Annotated in this window: 17 protein-coding genes; 8 read left to right on the top strand and 9 right to left on the bottom strand. The window is 40.9% G+C overall.

The features are described from left to right. Positions 1–433 precede the first annotated feature (433 nt). Positions 434–1,246: a hypothetical protein gene (locus ACXAER_RS12700; protein ID WP_474829725.1), complete on the top strand. Its 813-nt coding sequence runs from the start codon at positions 434–436 to the stop codon at positions 1,244–1,246. Between the two features lie 237 nt (positions 1,247–1,483). Here the strand turns inward: ACXAER_RS12700 and ACXAER_RS12695 are convergent, their stop codons facing one another. From ACXAER_RS12695 to ACXAER_RS12685, 3 genes are read right to left on the bottom strand one after another with little or no spacing between them, the layout of a single operon-like run. Continuing rightward, the gene (locus ACXAER_RS12695; protein ID WP_474829722.1) at positions 1,484–2,938 is read right to left on the bottom strand and encodes a TolC family protein; all 1,455 of its coding nucleotides are present in this window, start codon (positions 2,936–2,938) and stop codon (positions 1,484–1,486) included. Continuing rightward, positions 2,932–3,984, bottom strand: coding sequence for an HlyD family secretion protein (locus ACXAER_RS12690; protein ID WP_474829720.1), 1,053 nt, complete (start codon positions 3,982–3,984; stop codon positions 2,932–2,934). The genes ACXAER_RS12695 and ACXAER_RS12690 overlap by 7 nt, the downstream gene beginning before the upstream one ends. Continuing rightward, positions 3,985–5,745, bottom strand: a complete 1,761-nt coding sequence (locus ACXAER_RS12685) for an ABC transporter transmembrane domain-containing protein (RefSeq protein ID WP_474829718.1) — start codon at positions 5,743–5,745, stop codon at positions 3,985–3,987. A gap of 201 nt (positions 5,746–5,946) precedes the next feature. On the opposite strand from ACXAER_RS12685, the gene ACXAER_RS12680 reads away from it, so the two are divergent. Then, a complete protein-coding gene (locus ACXAER_RS12680; protein WP_474829716.1) occupies positions 5,947–6,837 on the top strand; it encodes a LysR family transcriptional regulator in 891 nt (296 codons plus the stop codon). On the opposite strand, the gene ACXAER_RS12675 is transcribed toward ACXAER_RS12680, so the two are convergent. The 6 genes from ACXAER_RS12675 to rfbA form a co-directional block, all read right to left on the bottom strand. Continuing rightward, entirely contained in the window at positions 6,794–7,558 is a 765-nt protein-coding gene (locus ACXAER_RS12675; protein ID WP_474829714.1) for a YkgJ family cysteine cluster protein, read from the bottom strand. The two genes, ACXAER_RS12680 and ACXAER_RS12675, sit on opposite strands and share 44 nt — an antisense overlap. Before the next feature lie 306 nt (positions 7,559–7,864). After that, on the bottom strand, positions 7,865–9,052 hold the full coding sequence (locus ACXAER_RS12670) for a nucleotide sugar dehydrogenase (protein WP_474829712.1): 1,188 nt from the start codon (positions 9,050–9,052) through the stop codon (positions 7,865–7,867). Positions 9,053–9,349: 297 nt separating this feature from the next. Further along, positions 9,350–10,432, bottom strand: a complete 1,083-nt coding sequence (rfbB, locus tag ACXAER_RS12665) for a dTDP-glucose 4,6-dehydratase (RefSeq protein ID WP_474829710.1) — start codon at positions 10,430–10,432, stop codon at positions 9,350–9,352. 37 nt (positions 10,433–10,469) lie between these two features. Beyond that, positions 10,470–11,339 (bottom strand): dTDP-4-dehydrorhamnose reductase, encoded by an 870-nt coding sequence (gene rfbD / locus ACXAER_RS12660; RefSeq protein WP_474829709.1) that lies wholly within the window; start codon positions 11,337–11,339, stop codon positions 10,470–10,472. Between the two features lie 58 nt (positions 11,340–11,397). Beyond that, entirely contained in the window at positions 11,398–11,943 is a 546-nt protein-coding gene (gene rfbC / locus ACXAER_RS12655; protein ID WP_474829707.1) for a dTDP-4-dehydrorhamnose 3,5-epimerase, read from the bottom strand. A 75-nt stretch (positions 11,944–12,018) separates the two neighbouring features. Next, the gene (rfbA, locus tag ACXAER_RS12650) at positions 12,019–12,900 is read right to left on the bottom strand and encodes a glucose-1-phosphate thymidylyltransferase RfbA (RefSeq protein WP_474829705.1); all 882 of its coding nucleotides are present in this window, start codon (positions 12,898–12,900) and stop codon (positions 12,019–12,021) included. Positions 12,901–13,077: 177 nt separating this feature from the next. Here rfbA and ACXAER_RS12645 point away from each other — a divergent pair, with 177 nt between their 5' ends. From ACXAER_RS12645 to ACXAER_RS12620, 6 genes are read left to right on the top strand one after another with little or no spacing between them, the layout of a single operon-like run. Then, entirely contained in the window at positions 13,078–13,710 is a 633-nt protein-coding gene (locus tag ACXAER_RS12645) for a hypothetical protein (protein ID WP_474829703.1), read from the top strand. Position 13,711: 1 nt separating this feature from the next. Continuing rightward, on the top strand, positions 13,712–14,671 hold the full coding sequence (locus ACXAER_RS12640) for a glycosyltransferase family 2 protein (RefSeq protein WP_474829701.1): 960 nt from the start codon (positions 13,712–13,714) through the stop codon (positions 14,669–14,671). Further along, a complete protein-coding gene (locus tag ACXAER_RS12635) occupies positions 14,658–16,604 on the top strand; it encodes a glycosyltransferase (RefSeq protein WP_474829699.1) in 1,947 nt (648 codons plus the stop codon). Before ACXAER_RS12640 ends, ACXAER_RS12635 begins: the two co-directional genes overlap by 14 nt. Positions 16,605–16,622: 18 nt before the next feature. Further along, the gene (locus ACXAER_RS12630) at positions 16,623–17,456 is read left to right on the top strand and encodes a sulfotransferase family protein (RefSeq protein WP_474829697.1); all 834 of its coding nucleotides are present in this window, start codon (positions 16,623–16,625) and stop codon (positions 17,454–17,456) included. Beyond that, the gene (locus tag ACXAER_RS12625; RefSeq protein WP_474829695.1) at positions 17,446–18,795 is read left to right on the top strand and encodes a hypothetical protein; all 1,350 of its coding nucleotides are present in this window, start codon (positions 17,446–17,448) and stop codon (positions 18,793–18,795) included. Before ACXAER_RS12630 ends, ACXAER_RS12625 begins: the two co-directional genes overlap by 11 nt. Beyond that, positions 18,785–19,936, top strand: a complete 1,152-nt coding sequence (locus ACXAER_RS12620) for a tetratricopeptide repeat protein (protein WP_474829693.1) — start codon at positions 18,785–18,787, stop codon at positions 19,934–19,936. Before ACXAER_RS12625 ends, ACXAER_RS12620 begins: the two co-directional genes overlap by 11 nt. Positions 19,937–19,996 lie beyond the last annotated feature (60 nt).

Genomic DNA, 19,996 nt, shown 5'->3' with positions numbered 1-19,996 from the left:
TAAACTCCCGTCTTTACTGGCCTATAAAGGTAGTAGAGACTTACTTCAGGAGGGTTGCTGTTTTGCTTTTCCCCCGAAGCGGATGCGCATTTTAGGGAAATGAGCGCTCACGTCAACACTTATTTTAAAAAAGATGAAAAAACTGAACTAACCGTCTATTTTTCATTCAAATGTGATAATTAGTAGACAATATGGACTAATTACTAATAGGATGGGGATTCAGATCCTATAAAGTAGTAGTTCTTAAAGTAGTATTTGATCCTGCCGTTATTAATAAAGTGCTTGGTATTAGTTGCTGATATTAAAGCCAGCGTAAAGGAATACGTATAAGAATGTATATAAGCGTCGATGTTCAGTGCTTTGCGTTTTTTATAAATGTATTAATACTGGTAGTGTCATAAATTGACTACGCGATAATTATAAAGGTGGGTTTATGTTACGAACTCTTTCATTGCTATCAGCGGCAATACTAGCTTCTCAAGTTAGTTATGTGGCAATGGCACAAGACGCTCCTGCTAATGGAGTTATCCAGCCATCCAGTTCAGCGAGCGTAGAAAAATCCGTTGAAGAGTCGAATCGCTTTCAAACAGCCTTTCTAAAACGTCAAGTTGAACAGACCATGTCTGTAGGACGTGCTATTAGCTCTATTGCTGGTCACTACCCTCAGGAAATAGTGCCTATCGTAGATATTGCACTAGATACTTATCCTGACAAATACCGAGAAATAATCTTTGCTGCCATTTCAGCGCAGCCTTCCTCAACTGAAGAAATTGTTCAGCTGGCTATAGAGAAGGAAGTAAGTAGTTGCCCTAACATTGTACAGTTAGCTATTAAAGCAGAACCTACCTATGTAGATTTTGTTGTTCACGCTGCGGCGGTATCAACGCCTGAAGAATTAGATGAGATTGTACGCGTTGCTGTATTAACTCAGCCTGATGCTGCTGATAGTATTGTTCAGACATTATCGCAAGAACATCCAAACAAAATCGTTGATATTATGACTAGTGCGCTAAATGCAGTACCTTTTGTTGGCGAATATGTAGTAGATGCACTTTTAGCTGTATTCCCTAACGAAGCGGAAACGGTAGTTGAAACAGCTGTAAGAGAATCTGCCCAGCAGCGTGAACAAGTATTGCGTATATTAAATACTGCACAACATGCAGGGGTCTCTCAAGATAAGTTAAAAGAGTACGCTATGTCTGCCGGACTAAGCGAGGAAGACGTTAATAGTGCATTGAGCAATTAGGCACTAAAGATTTATAAGTCCTAAAGATTTAGTTTATGAATAACGGCGTATTGAGCAGCTCAGTACGCCGTTTTTTTATATCGCTCTATTAGTCACTTCTTTACTGGTAACTATCGTGGCCATGCTCTCTCTAGCGACTACCACCTCTTTTGTGACTGTTAGTTTTGTAGTCGCTAACGGCAAGCGAAGTTTTCTAATCCACTTCTCATTAGAAATCTATGTTAGTAACAACAACCTTTAACTGTCGAATGAATACAGCATAGCGGCTTCTCTATAAAGCATAAGCTCTGCTTTTAACAAGTCGACCTTAGCTTTGATCTCTTTGATCTTCGCTTTAATTTCGTTCTGAGCTCGCGCATTTAAAACAAACATATCGCTATCACCTGCATCAAAGCGTGTTTTTTCCACTCTAGATAGGGTTTTCGCAAGCACCGCATTTTCGCTTTGAAGTGACACAATATCCTTTGCTTGCGACCAATAAATCAAAGCTTGCTCGAATCGTTGTACAATAGCTTGCTGTGTAGACGTAAGCTTATGTGCAAGCTCTCTTTGCTTTGACTGCAATTGTGCGCGCTCTGCTTTTGCCTTTCTGTTGCCCAGCGGGTAAGAGAACGATAACCCCACTTTGGTTTCTGTACCTTCTAATGTTTCAGATCCTGCACCTACATCTCTGGCGATAGAGGCTGTAAGGTCAAGCTTGGGGAGTAGCGCGTTGTCAGCAAGTGCAACCTTATTTTCTACCACCTGCTGTTCTAACTTCATTATGCCCAATTCAGGGTGGCTGCGTAGCGCATTGCGAAGCGTAACCAATTGACTGTTGCCAATCCAGAAGGGCCAGCTTAACTCGTTAGGTGGCTGTTCACTATTAATTGCCAACATATCGCCATTTGGCGAGCGCCAGTAAAAAGACAGCATTTGCGCGTGCATGTCTCGCTTTTGTTTAAGTTCGGCCAGAGTTAAACGCTGTTGAAGCAAGTTGGCTTTAAACTCGGTAAGTACAATACTGGCTAAATCGCCCTTCTCCACCCGAGTAACCAAAGCTTTTTCGCGTTCAGACGCCGTATTAAGTAATTCGGTAACAGCTTGAATTTGTAACGCACTCTCGTACCACGCAATGTATTCACTCACACCTTTATAGACAAAGTCGTTTATAAGGCTCGTCGCTAGTGCCTGCCATTGCGATGCAGCCAGCCCTGCATTACGCAATTCAGTTCTGCGTTTATCTATCTCACGATTTTGCAAAAGCGACATGGCGACACCCACACTAGCCTCACCAGCCGACAGTGTATCGTAGTACCCTTCATAGCTAGGAAAGTCACCCGCTGCAATGCGATACTCACCAAACACAGACGCGTTGAAATCTTCGACTGGGTTTGTGAAACGCTGAGTTAGGTTAGTCCCATCATAATAACCTGACACTCGGCTCTTTGTTTTCTGTTCAATAAAGGGGTCGAAGCTGCTTCTTGCAATCTCCAGTTCAGCGGCAGCTTGGTAATTTCCTTCGTTAATTGCCTGCACATAAGGGTGATAGTTCACCATACTATCAATAAAAGCCTCAATGGTTGGCGCTTGTCTACTCTGTTGAGTTTGCATTTGATTCGTATTTTGTGTCTGTGCGAATGGACCAGGTATGTTTCCACCTATATAAGTAGCCAATGCAATTGCCGTAAAAAACAATCTGCGCATTACCATATTGATGCTCCCGAACCTTTAGCACCACCAGACGGTGCTTGCTGCGTAGGTAATGGAGGGAAGTTATTTAACTGGCGCCACATTTCATAACCTAAACGAACTTCTTCTAGCAATACCCAGGCTTTCACTCGGCTGCCTAATCGCGCTGAACTTTCTGCTGGCCATGGAACGTCGGACTCGTCGGGTCTGATCCACACATTAAAGTCGCCCGTGGCGTTTGCCACCGGCTCTACATATACCACTTCACCACCGAAGGTTCCTATTGCACTTCCAGGCCACCCGCTAAACTGGAAAACCGGCCAACCTTCGAACTGCAATCGCGCTTTTGCACCAGGCTTTACCAATGGTGCGTCTAAACCTCTTACCGTTACCCGCACACTACGCTTGGCATCGGCAGGAATGAACTGACCTAAGATATCGCCAGATTTCACAAAAGTAGACACACCACCCGACAGTAAACGCACCACGGTACCATCTACAGGCGCAAACTTGGTTTGGGTAGATTGACGAGATAGTGTCATACTTACCTCGTTGATTTCAGATACAGACGCTGCGGCTTTTGCTCTTAGCTCCTGTACTTTGATTTCAGCTTGCTCAACTTCTTTACGAGACACCAAGCCTTGTTCCTGTAGTGACTTTTGGCGCGCCAAGTTGTTTTCGGCATTTCTCACCGCCGTTTCGTTAGCTTGGTTTTTAAGGTTTGCAGCAGAAAGTTGAGATTGAAGCTTTTCAAGACGCTGAGCATCAATATCAATAAGCGTAACAATAGGCTCGCCCGCTTTAACTTGCTGACCTTCTCTCACATGCCATTTTTTAACCTGCCCATCGACAAGCGCGTTAATTGGTTGAGTTCTGTCTTTAGGGTCGAGCGAGTCAACCATCCCTGTACCATAAGCGGTTTGGATCCAAGGAGTAAAGTACAGTATCAATCCTGCAGCGAGTACCAAGAAAATGATCACGCCTGTGATGACGCGGTGGAGTTTGGGCACTTTCAAAGAGGGTAACGATGTAATGTTGTCTAAAAAGCGACGTTCTGCGTTATTCATTTACTCACCCTCCTTATCATTTGTTTGTGTATTCGCCCTTTGTGGATTAGTACCTAGTGTATCTGTAACGTTAGCGCTTTCTTGTACACCGACAATTGGCGATTCGCCATTGGTATACTTATTTAACATGGCCGTCGCATTATCGTGTAAATGCAAAACACCCTCAAAGCAATCCGGTATTGGCATATTGGTAAAGTACATTACGGTGAAATCGTACTTGCTTAAGCGTCTTAGTAATCTTGCTCTTAAGTCGACAGGTATGGCATCAAAGTGCTGGTTCAACACAAGCAGCTTAGGTTTGCCTACGATAGCAGCAGCCAGCTTAAGCAGTAAGAATTCTAGCGGCTGTAAAGGCGCACCTAATACCGACACTTTGGTCTGCAGACCTTCCGGTAAGCTATCAATAACCTTCGTCATCTCAACTTCTTCAAGGGCTGCGCGAATATCGGCAATGCTCGCCTCGGGGTGAGCCAGTTTCAAGTATCGCTCGATAGACACTTCAATTATTAAAGAACGATCTAAAATAGTTACCGCCTGCCTTAACTCATGGGTGTCATAATCGTTTAGGCTAAACTCACCTAATAATATGTCGCCTGACTTCACGCGGTCATATTGCTTTACTAGCCCCAACAGTTGCTTTTGAACCCAGCTTTTGTCAGTAGTCACGAAATACTTAGTACCTGGCTCGAACACAACGTTTAAATGACAGGTATCGTTGCCATGTTTAAGCTCTACATTGTTAAAAACCAACTTAGACGATGTAGGGATGTGCTCTGAGGCATTTAGCTCTTCCTGGGGCATAGCTAAAGCACCACCCAACTTTTCGGCTGCACCGTAGAGTTCATAATAAAGCTTTAGGTACTGAGTGAAGCGGGATAAGCCAAAGAATACCGCAGACATCACCAATTCAGCAGCAACGAGCTGACCAATAGACAGCTCACCTTGTACAACAAGCACACCACCAATACCAAGTAGTGACGCACTTGCCACCGCATACATTAATAGGAACATTACCACTTGCGCGAAAGTGTAATTAAAGTGGCTTTTGTGCTTTTTCACATAGTTACTGATATAGCCCTCGGTACTGCGACCGGCATATTCCACGTGGTCCGCCGATTTGAAAAATTCGTGTGCGATGGCAATGTCGTGCAGCCACTTAGCTGAATCATACTTAGCGTGAGAAAGTTCGATGGCCGTGCGTTTAGCGCCCCGCCCCCAAACTTTCCATACGGCATACATAGTAAGTAGAAGTACTACGTTAAACGCAAAAAGCGCAGGATGATAAAACGAGACAAGCGTGAAACCCACCAGCATCTGCAGTACCAGAGCAAAGCCGTCGATCATCAGCGAAGGCATGTTCTTTTGAAACGTCATAATATCGAAGTAGCGCTGCGTAATACTTACGTTTTGACGACCTTCGAAAAAGCTATGCGGGGCAAGAATAGTTTTAAGCCCTAAATCTGCGGTAAGGCGTGCATACACCTTGCGTTCGTAAAACTCCATTACGCGCATACGAAGTGCGCTGAATACGCCTGATATAAACAAGGTAAGAAACAAGATAACGGCGAGGATGATAACAGCACGGGTTGAGCCGATATTGGCAATACTGTTTATTAACGTTTGAACCGCTATAGGCACTGCCAGTGTCATCAAACTAATTGCAACACCATAAGCGATAGCAACCCAAAAAAAGCCAGCCTCCGGTTTCAATAACGAAAACAGTGTTTTTCGCGTTTTACGTAAGTTTATTGTTTTGGCCATAGTTATGTCTTCAATATACCGCTAGCTTGGAAAAATCAGTTGCGCGTTGTTCAGTTAACTTACGGAACAACGCTTATAGTGTATTGCAATGTTTAGTTAGAATAAATCTGTTATATTCTTAATAGTTCATCGAAAATAATTGCGTTTACGAATAGGGGGGTCAGAGTACTTTTCTCTACTCGTTTAACAGGTTGCTAAAGCATGCATCATCTTAACTACCACCATCTCTATTATTTTTATCTAGTCGCCCGCGAAGGTAGCATTGCCAAAGCAGCTAAGTTACTCCACGTTACTCCTCAAACGGTAAGCGGGCAACTGAGCACGTTTGAAAGTCAGCTTGGTTATTCATTATTCGACAGAATAAACAAGCGGCTGTACCTAAACGCTCGGGGTAAAGTAAGTTATCAGTATGCCAGCGAAATATTTCATAAGGGTAACCAACTGGCTGAAATACTTAACAATAGCGATGAAGTAAATACGAAGGAATTCGTAATAGGTATTACAAATGGTATTCCAAAAGTGCTTTTTTATGATTTCGTGCACGACACCATGCGCATGTTCTCGCAAGTAAAGTACGTAATTAAGGAAGATAGCTTTGATGGTTTACTAAAGGAGTTGGCTATAAATGCTATCGACTTTATTGTTGCTGACAGAGGCATAGCGCCCGGTACGCAAATTAGCGCTAACAGCTACTTCTTAGGGGAAAGCTCATTAAGCTTTTTTGCTAAGTCGCCCCTAAATGAAGGGCTACAGTTTCCAGATTGTTTAAACCAAATGCCGTTACTTATTCAAGGAAACACGTCGGGCATACGCCAAGCACTTACAAGCTGGCTTGAAACCGAACAGCTTTACCCAAAAATTGTGGCCGAGTTTGATGATACCGCGTTATTAAAGTTATTTGGCAGCGAGGACTTCGGCGTGTTCTGTGCCCCATCAGCCATTTCAAAACACGTAGAAGAACAATATGGCGTGCACTGCATAGGTAACGCTAATACTCTTAATGAAAGATACTACGCTATTACCGGTAAAAGCCGAGCTGACTACACAATTAGTGAGGCAATCGTGGAATCGGCACGTGGAATTTTAGCGTAAAGCTTTGGGTTATGGGGTCAGTGTACATTTTATGCTTTCTATTTGTTTGAGCAGCAACACCATCATCTGTATCTTGCGCATAAAAACTTAATGTCAGAATTTTTTCTAACACAAAGCGTAGTGCGTCATTGATAGGCATAAGCTTTTCACCCAATTCATAATCTAGTTGAGCCAGTTTTTGCCTACCTTCTGCGATCATTGGCGGCTTTGCCGATGTAAATCGAACCTCACTGTTTGCAGCAATATCATGTATTAATGGCTGTTCAAAGGTATCTAAACGCTGTGGCTGTATAGAAATTAGCGCGGCCGCATATTTTTCAGGTACGGCTTGCTTTATTGGTTTGCATACCGAAAGCGTGGCTTCACCAGATTTGGTTTTATAACCTGCTGCACCGAACATGCGGCAAATGCCAGGTCGGTGTTCGTAAATTCCGCAGTAGCCTTCTGTACCGTCTAAACTCAAGCGTTGATATTGCTTGCATGCAAAACCGCTATAGCTTTGAAGCTCATCGAATACTTGTTCGGCTTGACCACTATCAAACAGATGCAGTGCATATGGCAGCATTTCTAAAGGCGACACTTCAATGTCGGGTTTATTGCAACATGCGCCGCATTTCTCAACACAGTTTAATGACTGACTTGATTGATATGCGCTGAATTCTTGGGAAAGAGATTGGTAAACATCCATCACTTGGCTGGAAAGCTCACGCAGCCTATTCATAACGACTCCGCTAATAAAAGCAAACTAAACGAAACGAAGTTCACGCTGGGTAATATGGTAGGTAGCATGAACTCAAGACTTTGTTTACTGGTTTCAGTAACCAGTGAACAGATAGTATTGGAGGCAGAAATGTACTCTGACCCCATATTTAAAGCATGCTTCTTCCCCGCCGGGTGTGAGTAATCTTAAGGCTTGATGGCAGGAGTTGAATTGGTGCGGATTCTATTTTGAATTTTGGGATTTGGGAAGTTTTTTGTGAGGTGGATTGCGAAAAGACTGATGCTTTTCGCAATCTCAATTATTTTATTAGTCAGCGTTGAACAGGTCGCGGCTGTATACTTTATCTATTACGTCTTCAATATCGCCCGTTACACGGTTGGCTACGATTACGTCAGAAATTTTCTTAAACTCTTCTAAATCGTTTACTACGCGCGAGTTAAAGAAGTCATCTTCTTTAAGTACTGGTTCGTAAACCACAACTTCAATACCTTTCGCTTTAATGCGCTTCATGATTCCCTGAATAGCACTGGCTCGGAAGTTGTCTGAGCCGGTCTTCATAATAAGGCGGTAGATCCCAACAACCTTGGGGCCACGGCTTACAATTGAATCGGCAATAAAGTCTTTACGGGTGCGGTTAGCATCTACAATGGCCTGAATCATGTTATTCGGCACTTCACTGTAGTTAGCGAGCAATTGTTTAGTATCTTTTGGTAAGCAATAACCACCGTAACCAAAACTTGGGTTGTTGTAGTGGTTACCAATACGAGGGTCTAAGCCAACACCCTCAATGATCTGCTTGGTGTCTAGGCCATTACGCTCTGCATAGCTGTCTAGTTCGTTAAAGTACGCAACACGCATTGCTAGGTAAGTGTTAGCGAAAAGCTTAATAGCCTCTGCTTCAGTGCTATCGGTAAACAACACATCAATATCTTCTTTAATAGCGCCTTGCTGCAGTAGCTTAGCGAACACTTCTGCACGCTCACTACGCTCCCCAACTATGATACGGCTAGGGTGAAGGTTATCGTAAAGTGCTTTACCTTCACGTAAAAACTCTGGCGAGAATATAAGATTTTCAGTACCGAAGCGTGCTTTTGCGTCTTTCGTAAACCCTACCGGTACGGTCGATTTTACAATCATCACAGCATCAGGATTAATTTCCATCACTGTTTTGATAACCGCCTCTACACTACCTGTATTGAAGTAGTTAGTTTGAGGGTCGTAATCTGTTGGTGTTGCAATAACAACATAATCGGCGTCTTTATACGCAACTTGTGCATCTAACGTAGCTTCAAGGTTTAGCTCTTTAGTTGTTAGATATTCTGAAATTTCTTTGTCTTCAATTGGAGACGTTTTGTTGTTAAGCATCTCAACTTTTTCCGGAACTAAGTCGACCGCTTTCACTTCATTGTGTTGTGCAAGTAGCACTGCATTTGAAAGCCCTACATAGCCTGTGCCTGCTACAGCTATTTTGTACTTAGCTAACGTACTTCCCATTTACTGTTTCTCCAATCCTATTCACTATCAGCGATAGAAATAATTATTAAAATGTTCTTGCTATATATTGCCAGAGTTTTTTGAAAATCTCATGAACAATGCATCATAAAGGTGCTTGATTCAGAGAAACCCTGATGAGTCGGTGCGTTTCAATCTAAAACCATCATTTCAACATAAAGCGTAAGTGCAATATTGCTAATAAAGCAACAATCACACCACTACGTGAATATTGCATTTGAAAACAAAAAAGCCTCAGCAAATTAAGTAAGCTGAGGCTTCAAAGCTCATAAGAGCTAACTAGCTTCCGGTACCTAAACGCTCACCTTGGTAACTACCGTCTAAAACAGCTTTCCACCAGCTTTCGTTATTCAAATACCATTCAACGGTTTTACGAATACCGCTTTCGAAGGTTTCTTGAGGCTTCCATCCTAGCTCGCGCTCAATCTTGCTAGCATCAATGGCATAGCGCATATCGTGCCCTGGGCGGTCTTGTACGTAGGTAATTTGCTCAGCGTAATTGCTATCTTTTGGCTTTACTTCATCCAAAATAGCGCAAATAGTTTGCACCACTTCAATGTTCTGTTTTTCGTTGTGACCACCAATATTATAGGTTTCACCAATTTCACCGTTTAGTGCAACCACAACTAATGCACGTGCATGGTCTTCAACATACAACCAGTCACGAATTTGGTTACCTTTGCCATATACAGGCAGCGGCTTTCCTGCTAGGGCATTTAGAATAACCAACGGAATAAGCTTTTCCGGGAAGTGGTACGGGCCGTAATTATTTGAACAGTTAGTTACAAGGGTTGGTAGCTTGTATGTGCGAAGCCACGAACGCACTAGCTGATCTGAACTTGCTTTACTTGCTGAGTAAGGTGAACTTGGTGCATACGGGGTAGTCTCCGTAAAGAGTGGAAGCTCTGTTCCTGGCTCTACTTCATCTGGGTGAGGAAGGTCACCGTATACTTCGTCAGTAGAAATATGATGAAACTTAAACCCAGCTTTTTTATCGCCCTCAAGTTCAGACCAATACGCTCTTGCTTGTTCAAGCAATGTGTATGTACCTACAACATTGGTTTGAATAAACTCGCCTGGCCCGTCAATTGAACGGTCTACGTGTGACTCTGCAGCCAAGTGCATAATAATATCTGGCTGGTGTGTATTGAATACACGCTTTACTTCTTCAGCATCACAAATATCAACTTGTTCAAAGCTATAGCGGTCGCTGCCTGAAACAGGTGTTAATGACTCTAAGTTACCCGCGTAGGTTAGCTTATCTAAATTAATCACTGTGTGGTCAGTGTCGTTTATAAGATGACGAACTACTGCAGAGCCAATAAAGCCCGCGCCACCTGTTACTAAAATTGTTTTATTCATTTTCTTTTTACCAAAAGTATAATCTTGTTCTTGTCGCTTACGCTTTCAATTCGTCTAGCATGCTGGCTAACTGCTTACGCCAGTGCGTGGGCTTACACGCCGCAAACGCTTCGCGCGCGGTTTGCTTATCTAATACGCTGTAATGCGGGCGCTTGGCAGGCGTTGGATACTGGCTTGACGGTATAGGTAACACTGGAATTGATTTATCTAGCAAACCTTTCTCGACACCTAGCTCTTGAATAGCTAAAGCAAAGTCATACCAGCTAGCTACACCTTCATCAGTCCAGTGATACACGCCACTGTTTTTATTCAAAGCAGCAGTAACACAAACTTCAGCTAAACCTTTAGCCCACGTAGGCGTTCCAATTTGATCATCTATTACGCCCAACTGAGGTTTATCAGCCATCAAACGCAGCATGGTTTTCACAAAGTTATTACCATGCGAAGAGTAAACCCAAGCTGTGCGAATTAGACAGCTAGCACCTGGCAGTATTTCAAGCAGCGCTTTTTCGCCTTCTGCTTTTGATTTGCCATAAGCACCTTGTGGTTCAATGGTGTCGTCAGTTAAATAAGGTGAACCTTTATGACCGTTAAACACATAGTCAGTAGACACATGCACCATGAAAGCGCCGTTAGCTTTGCAGAAGTTTGCTAAGTTTTTAACGGCAAGCATATTAATAGCATTACACGCCTCGGTATCTTCTTCGGCTTTATCAACAGCTGTATAGGCCGATGCGTTTATTACAACTTCAGCCGATAAAGACGATAGCGTTTCTTCAATATTAGAGGCACTCGTAATATCAATATCATCACGCCCCAAAAACGAAACTTGATGCTCGCTATTTTCTAGTTCACGAGAAAGTTCAAATGCTAACTGCCCAGACTTACCTATAATTACAATATTCATTAATCGCTAATACCTAGTAAAACACCAATAAAAAGCCAGTGAAAAAAATCAATGACAATTAAAACGTAGGTGCGTCTACAAATGCCAAGCCCGTCTCATCTTTACCTGATAGAGAAGGCTTCTCGCCATTGACTAAAGGCCAGTCGATATTTAAGGTTGGGTCGTCGTACTTAACTGATATTTCAGATTCTGGGTGGTAATAGTCTGTGCACTTATACACAAACTCGGCAGATTCGCTAGTTACATAAAAGCCATGAGCAAAGCCCGCAGGTACCCATAACTGACGTTTGTTCTCTGCTGATAACGTTACCCCAACCCACTTACCGTATGTAGGTGAGTCTTTACGCATGTCTACGGCTACATCATATACTTCACCGCTAACTACACGTACTAATTTCCCTTGGGTTTGCTCCATTTGATAATGAAGGCCACGAAGGATACCTTGGCTAGATTTAGAATGGTTATCCTGAACAAAATCTACACCTGCACATTCTTTCTTAAACCAATCGGTGCGAAAGGTTTCTAGAAAAAAACCTCGCTCGTCACCAAATACTTTAGGCTCGATGATTTTTACATCAGGGATGTCTGTTTTAATTACTTGCATTTACTTTCCGTACAAACTGGCAATTTAAAATAAGAAGAAAGGTGGCATTGCCACCTTTTAAAATTTGATATGAAGCTAGATCTTAACTCTATCGTTAATCACTTTAAGCAGGTAATCGCCATAACCACTCTTCTTTAGTGGTGCCGCAAGCTTTTCAAGCTGCTCAGCGTTGATATAGCCCATTCTGTAGGCTACTTCTTCTGGGCAACATACTTTCAACCCTTGGCGTTTTTCGATAGCCGCAACGAAGTTTGCTGCATCAAGAAGTGAGTCTAGTGTGCCCGTATCAAGCCAAGCAGAGCCTCGGCCCATTAGCTCTACTTTCAAACTTCCATCTTGAAGATATAAGTTATTCAAGTCAGTAATTTCCAGTTCACCACGGGGTGATGGCTTAACTTCTTTAGCAAAATCGACTACGCGGTTGTCGTAGTAGTAAAGACCGGTTACGGCATAGTTTGATTTGGGAACAGCTGGCTTCTCTTCTATTGAAAGTGCATTCCAGTCATCATCAAAATCGACCACGCCGTAGCGTTCAGGGTCGTTAACGTGATAACCAAACACCGTTGCACCATGCTCTTGCTTATACGCATTCTGCAAAGACAATTTTAAATCGTGGCCGTAATAAATGTTGTCACCAAGAACCAGTGAACAGCTATCATTGCCAATGAACTCTTCACCTATAAGAAAAGCTTGTGCCAAACCATCTGGCGAAGGCTGAACCGCGTACTGAATGTTCATTCCTAACGCTGAGCCATCACCGATAAGGTCGATAAATCGCTGCTGCTCTTCAGGCGTAGTGATAATGAGTACATCACGGATGCCCGACATCATTAACGTTGTTAACGGATAAAAAATCATTGGCTTGTCGTAAACAGGCATAAGTTGCTTACTTACCACCTTAGTTAACGGGTGCAAACGTGTGCCAGATCCGCCAGCTAGTATTATTCCTTTTCTCATTGATGGAGCCTTAGCAAATTAAATTTAAAAATAAACTTCTCGATTGCAGTATATGATTTCCCCCACCCAGTTTAAAGCGGAACTTCCTATTCAGGCATAGACTCACCAGTAATTTTATTACAGAATACCTATGCATTTTATAATTAAAACCAGCAATAATTTGGAAGTTAAAACGAGATGACCGATAAAGATCAAATTTTCAATGAAATGAAAGGCGAGTTTTCGTCACATCGTTCGGAAGAAAGAGCTGAATACATACTAGAAAAAGTAGCTGAGTTATACGCAACCATAAAAAGCCAAAAAGCTCACATCAAAAAACTAGAAGAAGCTGTGTACGACAGTGAACTTTTCTTTAACTTACCAGAAGTTACGCTGATGACGAGAAGTAAGTTGCCGAGAGTGCTCATTGATGCCAACGATGTGGTCCCAGTTGGCGACAATTTTTATGAGGCGGAAGCTTATGGTGACGAAGGTCATTACCGCTGGACAGGTCCTGAAAGGCTGAACAATTTCCACGTACCCGTTGATAGAACACAAGAAAAAACACTGCGTATTTCAATTGTAAATGCAATTAAGCCAGAAATACTGAACTCAATTAAATTATACGTAGATGGTAACTTAGTCAGCTATGACTTCGAAAAAAGAAATGAAGGTATTGAACTTATTGCTGCTTTACCCGCGAGCTCAAGAGTTCAGGATACTTTAATAAGTCTATTTATTCCCCATCTATTTTCACCTTCTGAGGTGAAGCCAGAATCCTCTGATAACAGGAAGTTAGGTATTGCCTTTCACAAATTGGAGGTTCTATAAAATGCCTCTTATTTCGGTCGTTATCTGTACATATAATCGGTACGAAGTTTTGAAAAAGGCTGTTAAGAGCCTTACCCAACAAACGCTAGATGATGATAAGTTTGAAGTTCTCATTATTGATAACACACCAGATGCTGAAACAGGTGAAGGTGCATCAGTAAAGAAAGACTTCGAATCAATTGAAAACTTAACTTACGTGTTCGAAAAGACTCCAGGTTTATCTAATGCCCGCAATGTCGGTTTCAAACTAGCGAAGTCTCCTTACATATCTTACTTAGACGATGATGCAATCGCGTCTCAGGCTTGGATAGAAGAAGTATTAAATGCCTTTGAAAGTTTCGACAATGTTGGAGTTGTTGGTGGTCGTATCGCACCTATCTGGGAAATCCCAAGACCTTCCTGGCTTGGCGACGCACTCGTAGGCAACGTTTCGGTTGTTGATTGGGGGGGCGAACTAAGAGTAGCTGGAAGTAACGAATGGTTTGCCGGTGCAAATATCTCATTTTCCAAAAAGGTGTTAGAAGCAGCAGGCGGTTTCAGTACCAATTTAGGCCGAAAAGGTGGCGGACAAGTCTTACTATCTAACGAAGAAAGTGAATTAATAAACTTTGTCAAGCAAAGCGAATACATAGAGGTCTATAACCCTAAAGCAAGTGTCGACCATCTTGTAGAGAGAAAACGTTTGACACGAGACTGGTTTAGACGCCGCTCAGCATGGCAAGCTGCTTCTGATTTCATGATGAACCCGTCAAAGGCTGAAAAAAATCTTGCTGACCAGCTTACTAATATAAAAGATTACCTATGTAGTCTTCCGCCAAGGTACCGCAACCTTCAGGGACTATATTTCGCAACAGACGATGCGGGTGAATTTCAATGGCAACTTTCAGCTATATATGCGAACACTATTCTAACCCTTGCAGGCTTCGATGGACTTGAAGGAATTGAAGATGGAAAAGAATAAAGCTCTAAGAGCGTTAGTAGTCGCACCCACCCCCACTTGGCCTTTGAACTATGGAAATAGAAAAAGGATTTACAGCGTTTGTTCTAAACTTCAATCTTTGGGATTTGAAATTCATTACGTACATTATGCAAGCGAGGGGGATTGGCGAGATTATATTCCTATCGAAACGCGTAAAAGAATGGACGAACAATGGGATATAGTTGACCACGTGTGGCCTTCGAAGCCTTTACATGACTGGCCAAAAGAAGGTGACGACCATCGTATAGATGAATGGTGGGACTGGGCACTTGATAACCACCTATCTAAAACATTCGCTTCTCGTGAGTATGATGTTTGTATTGTCAACTATACGTGGCTGAGCAAAGCACTTGAGCTAGCACCAGAAAAGACCTACAAAGTCCTCGACACACATGACAAATTTAGTGGCCGACGTGAGTTACTTGCAAGTCAAGGGATAGGCAAAGAGTTCTTTCATACTACTGAAGATCAGGAAGTAATTGCACTGGACCGAGCTGATTTAGTTTGGGCAATTAAAGAAGAAGAAGAAGCTGATTTCAAAATGATGGGGACAAAAGCTAAGGTTTCTACACTTCTACATATTGACGACAGGAGAGAAGCGTTTTCTCCAAGTACTGAAGAAGGGGTAAAGTTCGGTTTCATTGGTGCGAACAATAATATTAACAGAGTTAATATTTTAAGATTTATAGAGCGCGCTACGCCAATCTTTAAGAAATATTGTGCGCCGCTAACGGTTGAAATAGCCGGTTCTATTTGTAATGAAATTGAAGTTCAAGATAACCCATTTTTTAAGACCGTTGGCTATGTAGACAGTATTGACCAATTTTATGATGATATTCACGCTGCTATCATCCCAATGGAATTTTCAACAGGGTTAAAAATTAAAGTTGCGGAAGCCCTATCGCATACGAAGCCAATGTTTTCGCATAAGCACGCTATGGAAGGATTTACCGCGTGCCATGACTTTCATGAGCTTACATCATTTGAAGAAATGGCATTAGCAATGACTGACTGTTCTTACGCATCGGATGAGCTAATTTATCTTTCAGATGCATCAGCAAAATCTCATAAAGTCACTGAGCAAAAAATCTGGGATGAACTTTCAGAGCTCAAAGAAGACATTCTTAAGCGCAAGCAAGTTTTCGTTTTATTGCCAAGTGAATATGGTATGAAAAACAAACTGGCTCACTACATAGCACAAGCTAAGATTGATCTATGTAATTGGAACTTTAAAAATGCTTCTTACTTTGTGGTTGGAAAGCCAACAGAGGGCCGCCCTCATTCAAAATTTATAAATTTTGTTGAAGCCCAAGACTTAGAAAAGATCATCACAGAACAGAAACCGACTACACTACTAAATCTGAGTGAAACCTTTCCTGATATCAAAATAGAAGCTAATACATTAGTTATCTCACTTATTCCAATCGAGTCAGATAAAATTAAGAATAAGCTAACATACAAATCTTACAATAGTATTGTAGATAAACACTATTTCCCTTCTCTAGGGCACATCCATTTAGATCTAGAGGTAACGAAACAAAAAATTGAAGAATGTTGGGTAATAGGAAGTCCGAATACCTCACTTGCTGACCAATTCATATCTCTTTTAGCTGGTGAAACGCCATCACGTTATGTAGATATAGCGTCGCTAAGTGATATTGACAATCTATTTACAGTATCATCTGGCTTTCCGAAAATCATTATAAATACTAAGAGTGATTGCGACCTCTCCTATAGTGAGCAAATAATGCTAGAAATTGCAGAAAAATATGATATCGAAATAAGAAATATCACTCATAATCAATTGCATTACCTCAAAAGAAGCAATGAGAAAGGCAACTACGACATGCAGTTTTTTCCTACATGGGAAAAGTTCCTGCAAAATAATTTTTTTAATAGCAGACAGAACTTTTAAAAATTAGGAGATTACAAAATGTCACAACCCGATTTCTTAGTTATAGGTGCACAAAAAGCGGGAACAACCTGGCTTGATAAAATGTTTAAAAGCCACCCTGATATTTGGACGCCAGTTGTAAAAGAGCTGCAGTTTTTCAATTCGTTTTACATGGCAGACGCTTTTAAATGGACATCAAAACATAGAAGCTCTCATGCATCAAAGGCAATTTCTTTTGCATTAAATAATTCACCTACCATTGACTGGGCCAAAATTAAACAAGCAGTACATATTGGCGAGTCGGCGAATATTGACTACCAATGGTATGAGCAAGTATTCAATTTTGCTCCCAAAGACAGTATTAAAGGTGAAATGACCCCCGAATATTCGCTCCTGAATCACGATCATGTAAATAGCTTAAAACAAAAATATCCAAATCTAAAAATTATATTCGTGATGAGAGACCCTATTCAAAGAGCATTGTCTGGTATTCGGATGCGCCTTTTGCAAAATGGATTTGATGAAAATTCTAAACAGTCCGATATAGACGATTTTGTTAAGTCTTGTGCATCCGATTGGGATGTTATTGAACGTGGAAATTATCAAAAGATCATAGATAAATGGACTTGTCACTTCGGCGAAGAAAATTTTCTGCCATTGTTATCAGACAACTTAAAAATCGATGGTAGAGAACAGTTGAAGAAACTTAGTAAATTTTTAGGTATAGAAAGTGAAGGATTTATTGCTGATGCTAATGAAAAAGTTCATGTTGGAAAAAAATATCATATTTCCCAGAACGCAATTGATGAAGTTATCAAATACCAAGAAAAAAATTTAGAATGGTTTGAGTGTTATACAAAAAATGAACAATAAGTTACGAAACTATAACCTATTAAATGCCCCTTACTATGCCTTCTCAATGGAAAGTGCTAATGACTTTTCAGATCGTGAGTTGACTATTAACGCTCTTATCGCGAACGGGCTATGGGAAAAAGCCGCTTCTATTGCAAAAGAAAGTTGTATTCTATCTCTCGTCAGTTCGAGTAATTTTTTTACTGAATTAAAGGACGAACAGATAATAGAATTATTGGACATAGAAAAATTTGATGAAAAGCAAGCAGATCCCTACTTGCATAATGCTTCAGCCGCTACGGCTAATAGACTTTTGGTAATTTTTACTAGAATTAAACGACTAAGAAAGTTAATTCCAAAGCTTGAGAGTAAGCTGCGTGTTCCTTTTCTCGTTACGATAAGCTTAAACAGAGGGAAATATTTATCTGCAATCTATAGGAAGTCTTTCTCTAAAGGTTTTATCAAAACTTGTGAACTAAATAGTTTACTTTCTAAGACAAAAATTAAATCAAGTACTAAGAAAAAAGTCGCCGTCTGTGTATCAGGCCAAATGAGAAACTACCAATTCGCTTCCAATAAACTGAAAGATGCCTTAGCTGAGTATGATGTAAAATTTTTCATAAGTACTTGGAAAAATATTGGACGAAAAACTGCTGGTGCACTTAATTTTCCGCAGCTATCGAGAATCGCTTCTCCCAAAATCGCAGGTTTAATAGTGCAAAACTCTTCAAGCGAGGAAGACATGCGCTCGAAGTTTCCAAATTTTTTCGGTGAAATTGAAAAACAAATCCAAGATGAAGATTTCATCAATGCAGAGGATTTAGACCGGAGTTACCCTTCTGCGATAGTAGATTTGGAGGATGAAAGCGATTACAAAGAAGAAGTCTTTGGAATAGAAATATCCGAAAATACAAAAAAAATGCTTTACAAGATGGATAAGTGCAATCGGATGAAGCGCAATTATGAAGAATCGAATGATATGATATTCGACGCAGTAGTTCGTATTAGACCCGATTTAGTCGTCAGTGAGAAGATAGACATTGAAAGTATCATCTCCTCTAATTCAATCGCTACAGGCTTTTGCGTGTCACGCTTTTTAGATGATCAAATTTACATAGGAAGTTCTAAAAACATTGATTACGTGGCAAGTACATATCAATATTTACGAGAAAGTGGGGAAAAACCTTTCAATGACCCGCTCGCTGAGATTAAATCCCCACATAATTTAATGTGGAGCATTTGTAACGAGCAGGGATTAAAATACTCCATATTACCATTTAATTGCTGGCTAACAAGGGATAGATATAACGTAATACTTCTTGAAGCTGCATTTGAGAAGGATATGAAAAGTGTCGGTTGAATTTTTGAAAATTATTGATAATGCAAAAGATACTACCGTTATTGTTTTTTCCAGCGCCAATGTTCCTCCCAACAAATTCTCCGCTATACATGCATTAGGAAATTTTAATGCAAACTTAGTGTTTATAAATTGTCCGGACAATAATTGGTATATCAAACCTATACCGGGTTTGGGGAACAATGTATCTGAAGTATCAAAAAGCATTATGGAGGCGATTAAAAGTCTTGGGACTAAACGTTCTATCTTTTATGGTGGCTCGATGGGGGCTTATGGTGCGATTTTATACGGAGCCTTATGCCACGGTGACAAAGCTATCGTTACTGGCGTAGAGGCTGAATTGGGCGCTAAAGGTGGATACTATAACTCTTTATGTAGAGACAAATTAGAGAAAAATTTGCGACCGAGTCTCACTAGTATTCTCGCTTCATCAGCGATCAAGACGGACATTCTAATTGGGGAAGCTTGTTTTTCTGACCATATTTTCGTTCAAAGCTTAAGAAAATTCGATTTCGTTAGAATTAGGACGATCACTAATGGTGGACATAGGGTCCCACCATTTATTGATAGAAAAATTGGCTTACGAAATTTGATAGAAAGCATGCTTAATGATGCAGAAGATAATCTGTTAAAAAATATATCAACCGATATAATAGGGAGCTGTGAAGCTTATAATGAAATCAACAATGCAATAATAAACAAATCCTTAAGTAAAGAAGAAATCATAAAGCTAGAGAAATATGCTAACTTACCAACTTCAAACCTCCACTTTAAAAGTTATGCTTTTTTCGCTTTAAGCTTAGTTCAAGCCGATTACATCAGTAAAACTGAACTACTAAAAAAAGCTATAGAACTAAATGAATCCAACTACTTATTTTTAGATTATATGTCCGAAATTCAGAAAAAACTTGGGAGAATTGACGAAGCCTTGTACTACGCACAGAAATGTACTGACGTTATTGAAGATACTGGTTTCGAAAGCTCCGAATTTTATATGCTCAAAACGATTGTTTTATTAGAAGTTTCTGGTCAGATTGAAAGAGCTAAGAATCTACTATCAGTTATAGAAAAAACTATCCCATCACATGGTAAAATGAGAGAAAACTTCGATGCCATTGCATCGCGATTAAGTAGAGTTTGCTAGTATATATTAGTTCCGTAATTGTGTGACTAGTCCAAGACACTTAGAATGTAAGGTTCAGGC

This window comes from Alteromonas sp. AWJ4_199 (genome assembly GCF_056159165.1).
This window is presented reverse-complemented; position numbering and strand designations above follow the sequence as displayed.

Excerpts from the sequence above, each read along its gene's own strand:
- ACXAER_RS12700 (WP_474829725.1), top strand. The coding sequence starts at position 434 with ATGTTACGAACTCTTTCATTGCTATCAGCGGCAATACTAGCTTCTCAA.
- ACXAER_RS12695 (WP_474829722.1), bottom strand. The coding sequence starts at position 2,938 with ATGGTAATGCGCAGATTGTTTTTTACGGCAATTGCATTGGCTACTTAT.
- ACXAER_RS12690 (WP_474829720.1), bottom strand. The coding sequence starts at position 3,984 with ATGAATAACGCAGAACGTCGCTTTTTAGACAACATTACATCGTTACCC.
- ACXAER_RS12685 (WP_474829718.1), bottom strand. The coding sequence starts at position 5,745 with ATGGCCAAAACAATAAACTTACGTAAAACGCGAAAAACACTGTTTTCG.
- ACXAER_RS12680 (WP_474829716.1), top strand. The coding sequence starts at position 5,947 with ATGCATCATCTTAACTACCACCATCTCTATTATTTTTATCTAGTCGCC.
- ACXAER_RS12675 (WP_474829714.1), bottom strand. The coding sequence starts at position 7,558 with ATGAATAGGCTGCGTGAGCTTTCCAGCCAAGTGATGGATGTTTACCAA.
- ACXAER_RS12670 (WP_474829712.1), bottom strand. The coding sequence starts at position 9,052 with ATGGGAAGTACGTTAGCTAAGTACAAAATAGCTGTAGCAGGCACAGGC.
- rfbB (WP_474829710.1), bottom strand. The coding sequence starts at position 10,432 with ATGAATAAAACAATTTTAGTAACAGGTGGCGCGGGCTTTATTGGCTCT.
- rfbD (WP_474829709.1), bottom strand. The coding sequence starts at position 11,339 with ATGAATATTGTAATTATAGGTAAGTCTGGGCAGTTAGCATTTGAACTT.
- rfbC (WP_474829707.1), bottom strand. The coding sequence starts at position 11,943 with ATGCAAGTAATTAAAACAGACATCCCTGATGTAAAAATCATCGAGCCT.
- rfbA (WP_474829705.1), bottom strand. The coding sequence starts at position 12,900 with ATGAGAAAAGGAATAATACTAGCTGGCGGATCTGGCACACGTTTGCAC.
- ACXAER_RS12645 (WP_474829703.1), top strand. The coding sequence starts at position 13,078 with ATGACCGATAAAGATCAAATTTTCAATGAAATGAAAGGCGAGTTTTCG.
- ACXAER_RS12640 (WP_474829701.1), top strand. The coding sequence starts at position 13,712 with ATGCCTCTTATTTCGGTCGTTATCTGTACATATAATCGGTACGAAGTT.
- ACXAER_RS12635 (WP_474829699.1), top strand. The coding sequence starts at position 14,658 with ATGGAAAAGAATAAAGCTCTAAGAGCGTTAGTAGTCGCACCCACCCCC.
- ACXAER_RS12630 (WP_474829697.1), top strand. The coding sequence starts at position 16,623 with ATGTCACAACCCGATTTCTTAGTTATAGGTGCACAAAAAGCGGGAACA.
- ACXAER_RS12625 (WP_474829695.1), top strand. The coding sequence starts at position 17,446 with ATGAACAATAAGTTACGAAACTATAACCTATTAAATGCCCCTTACTAT.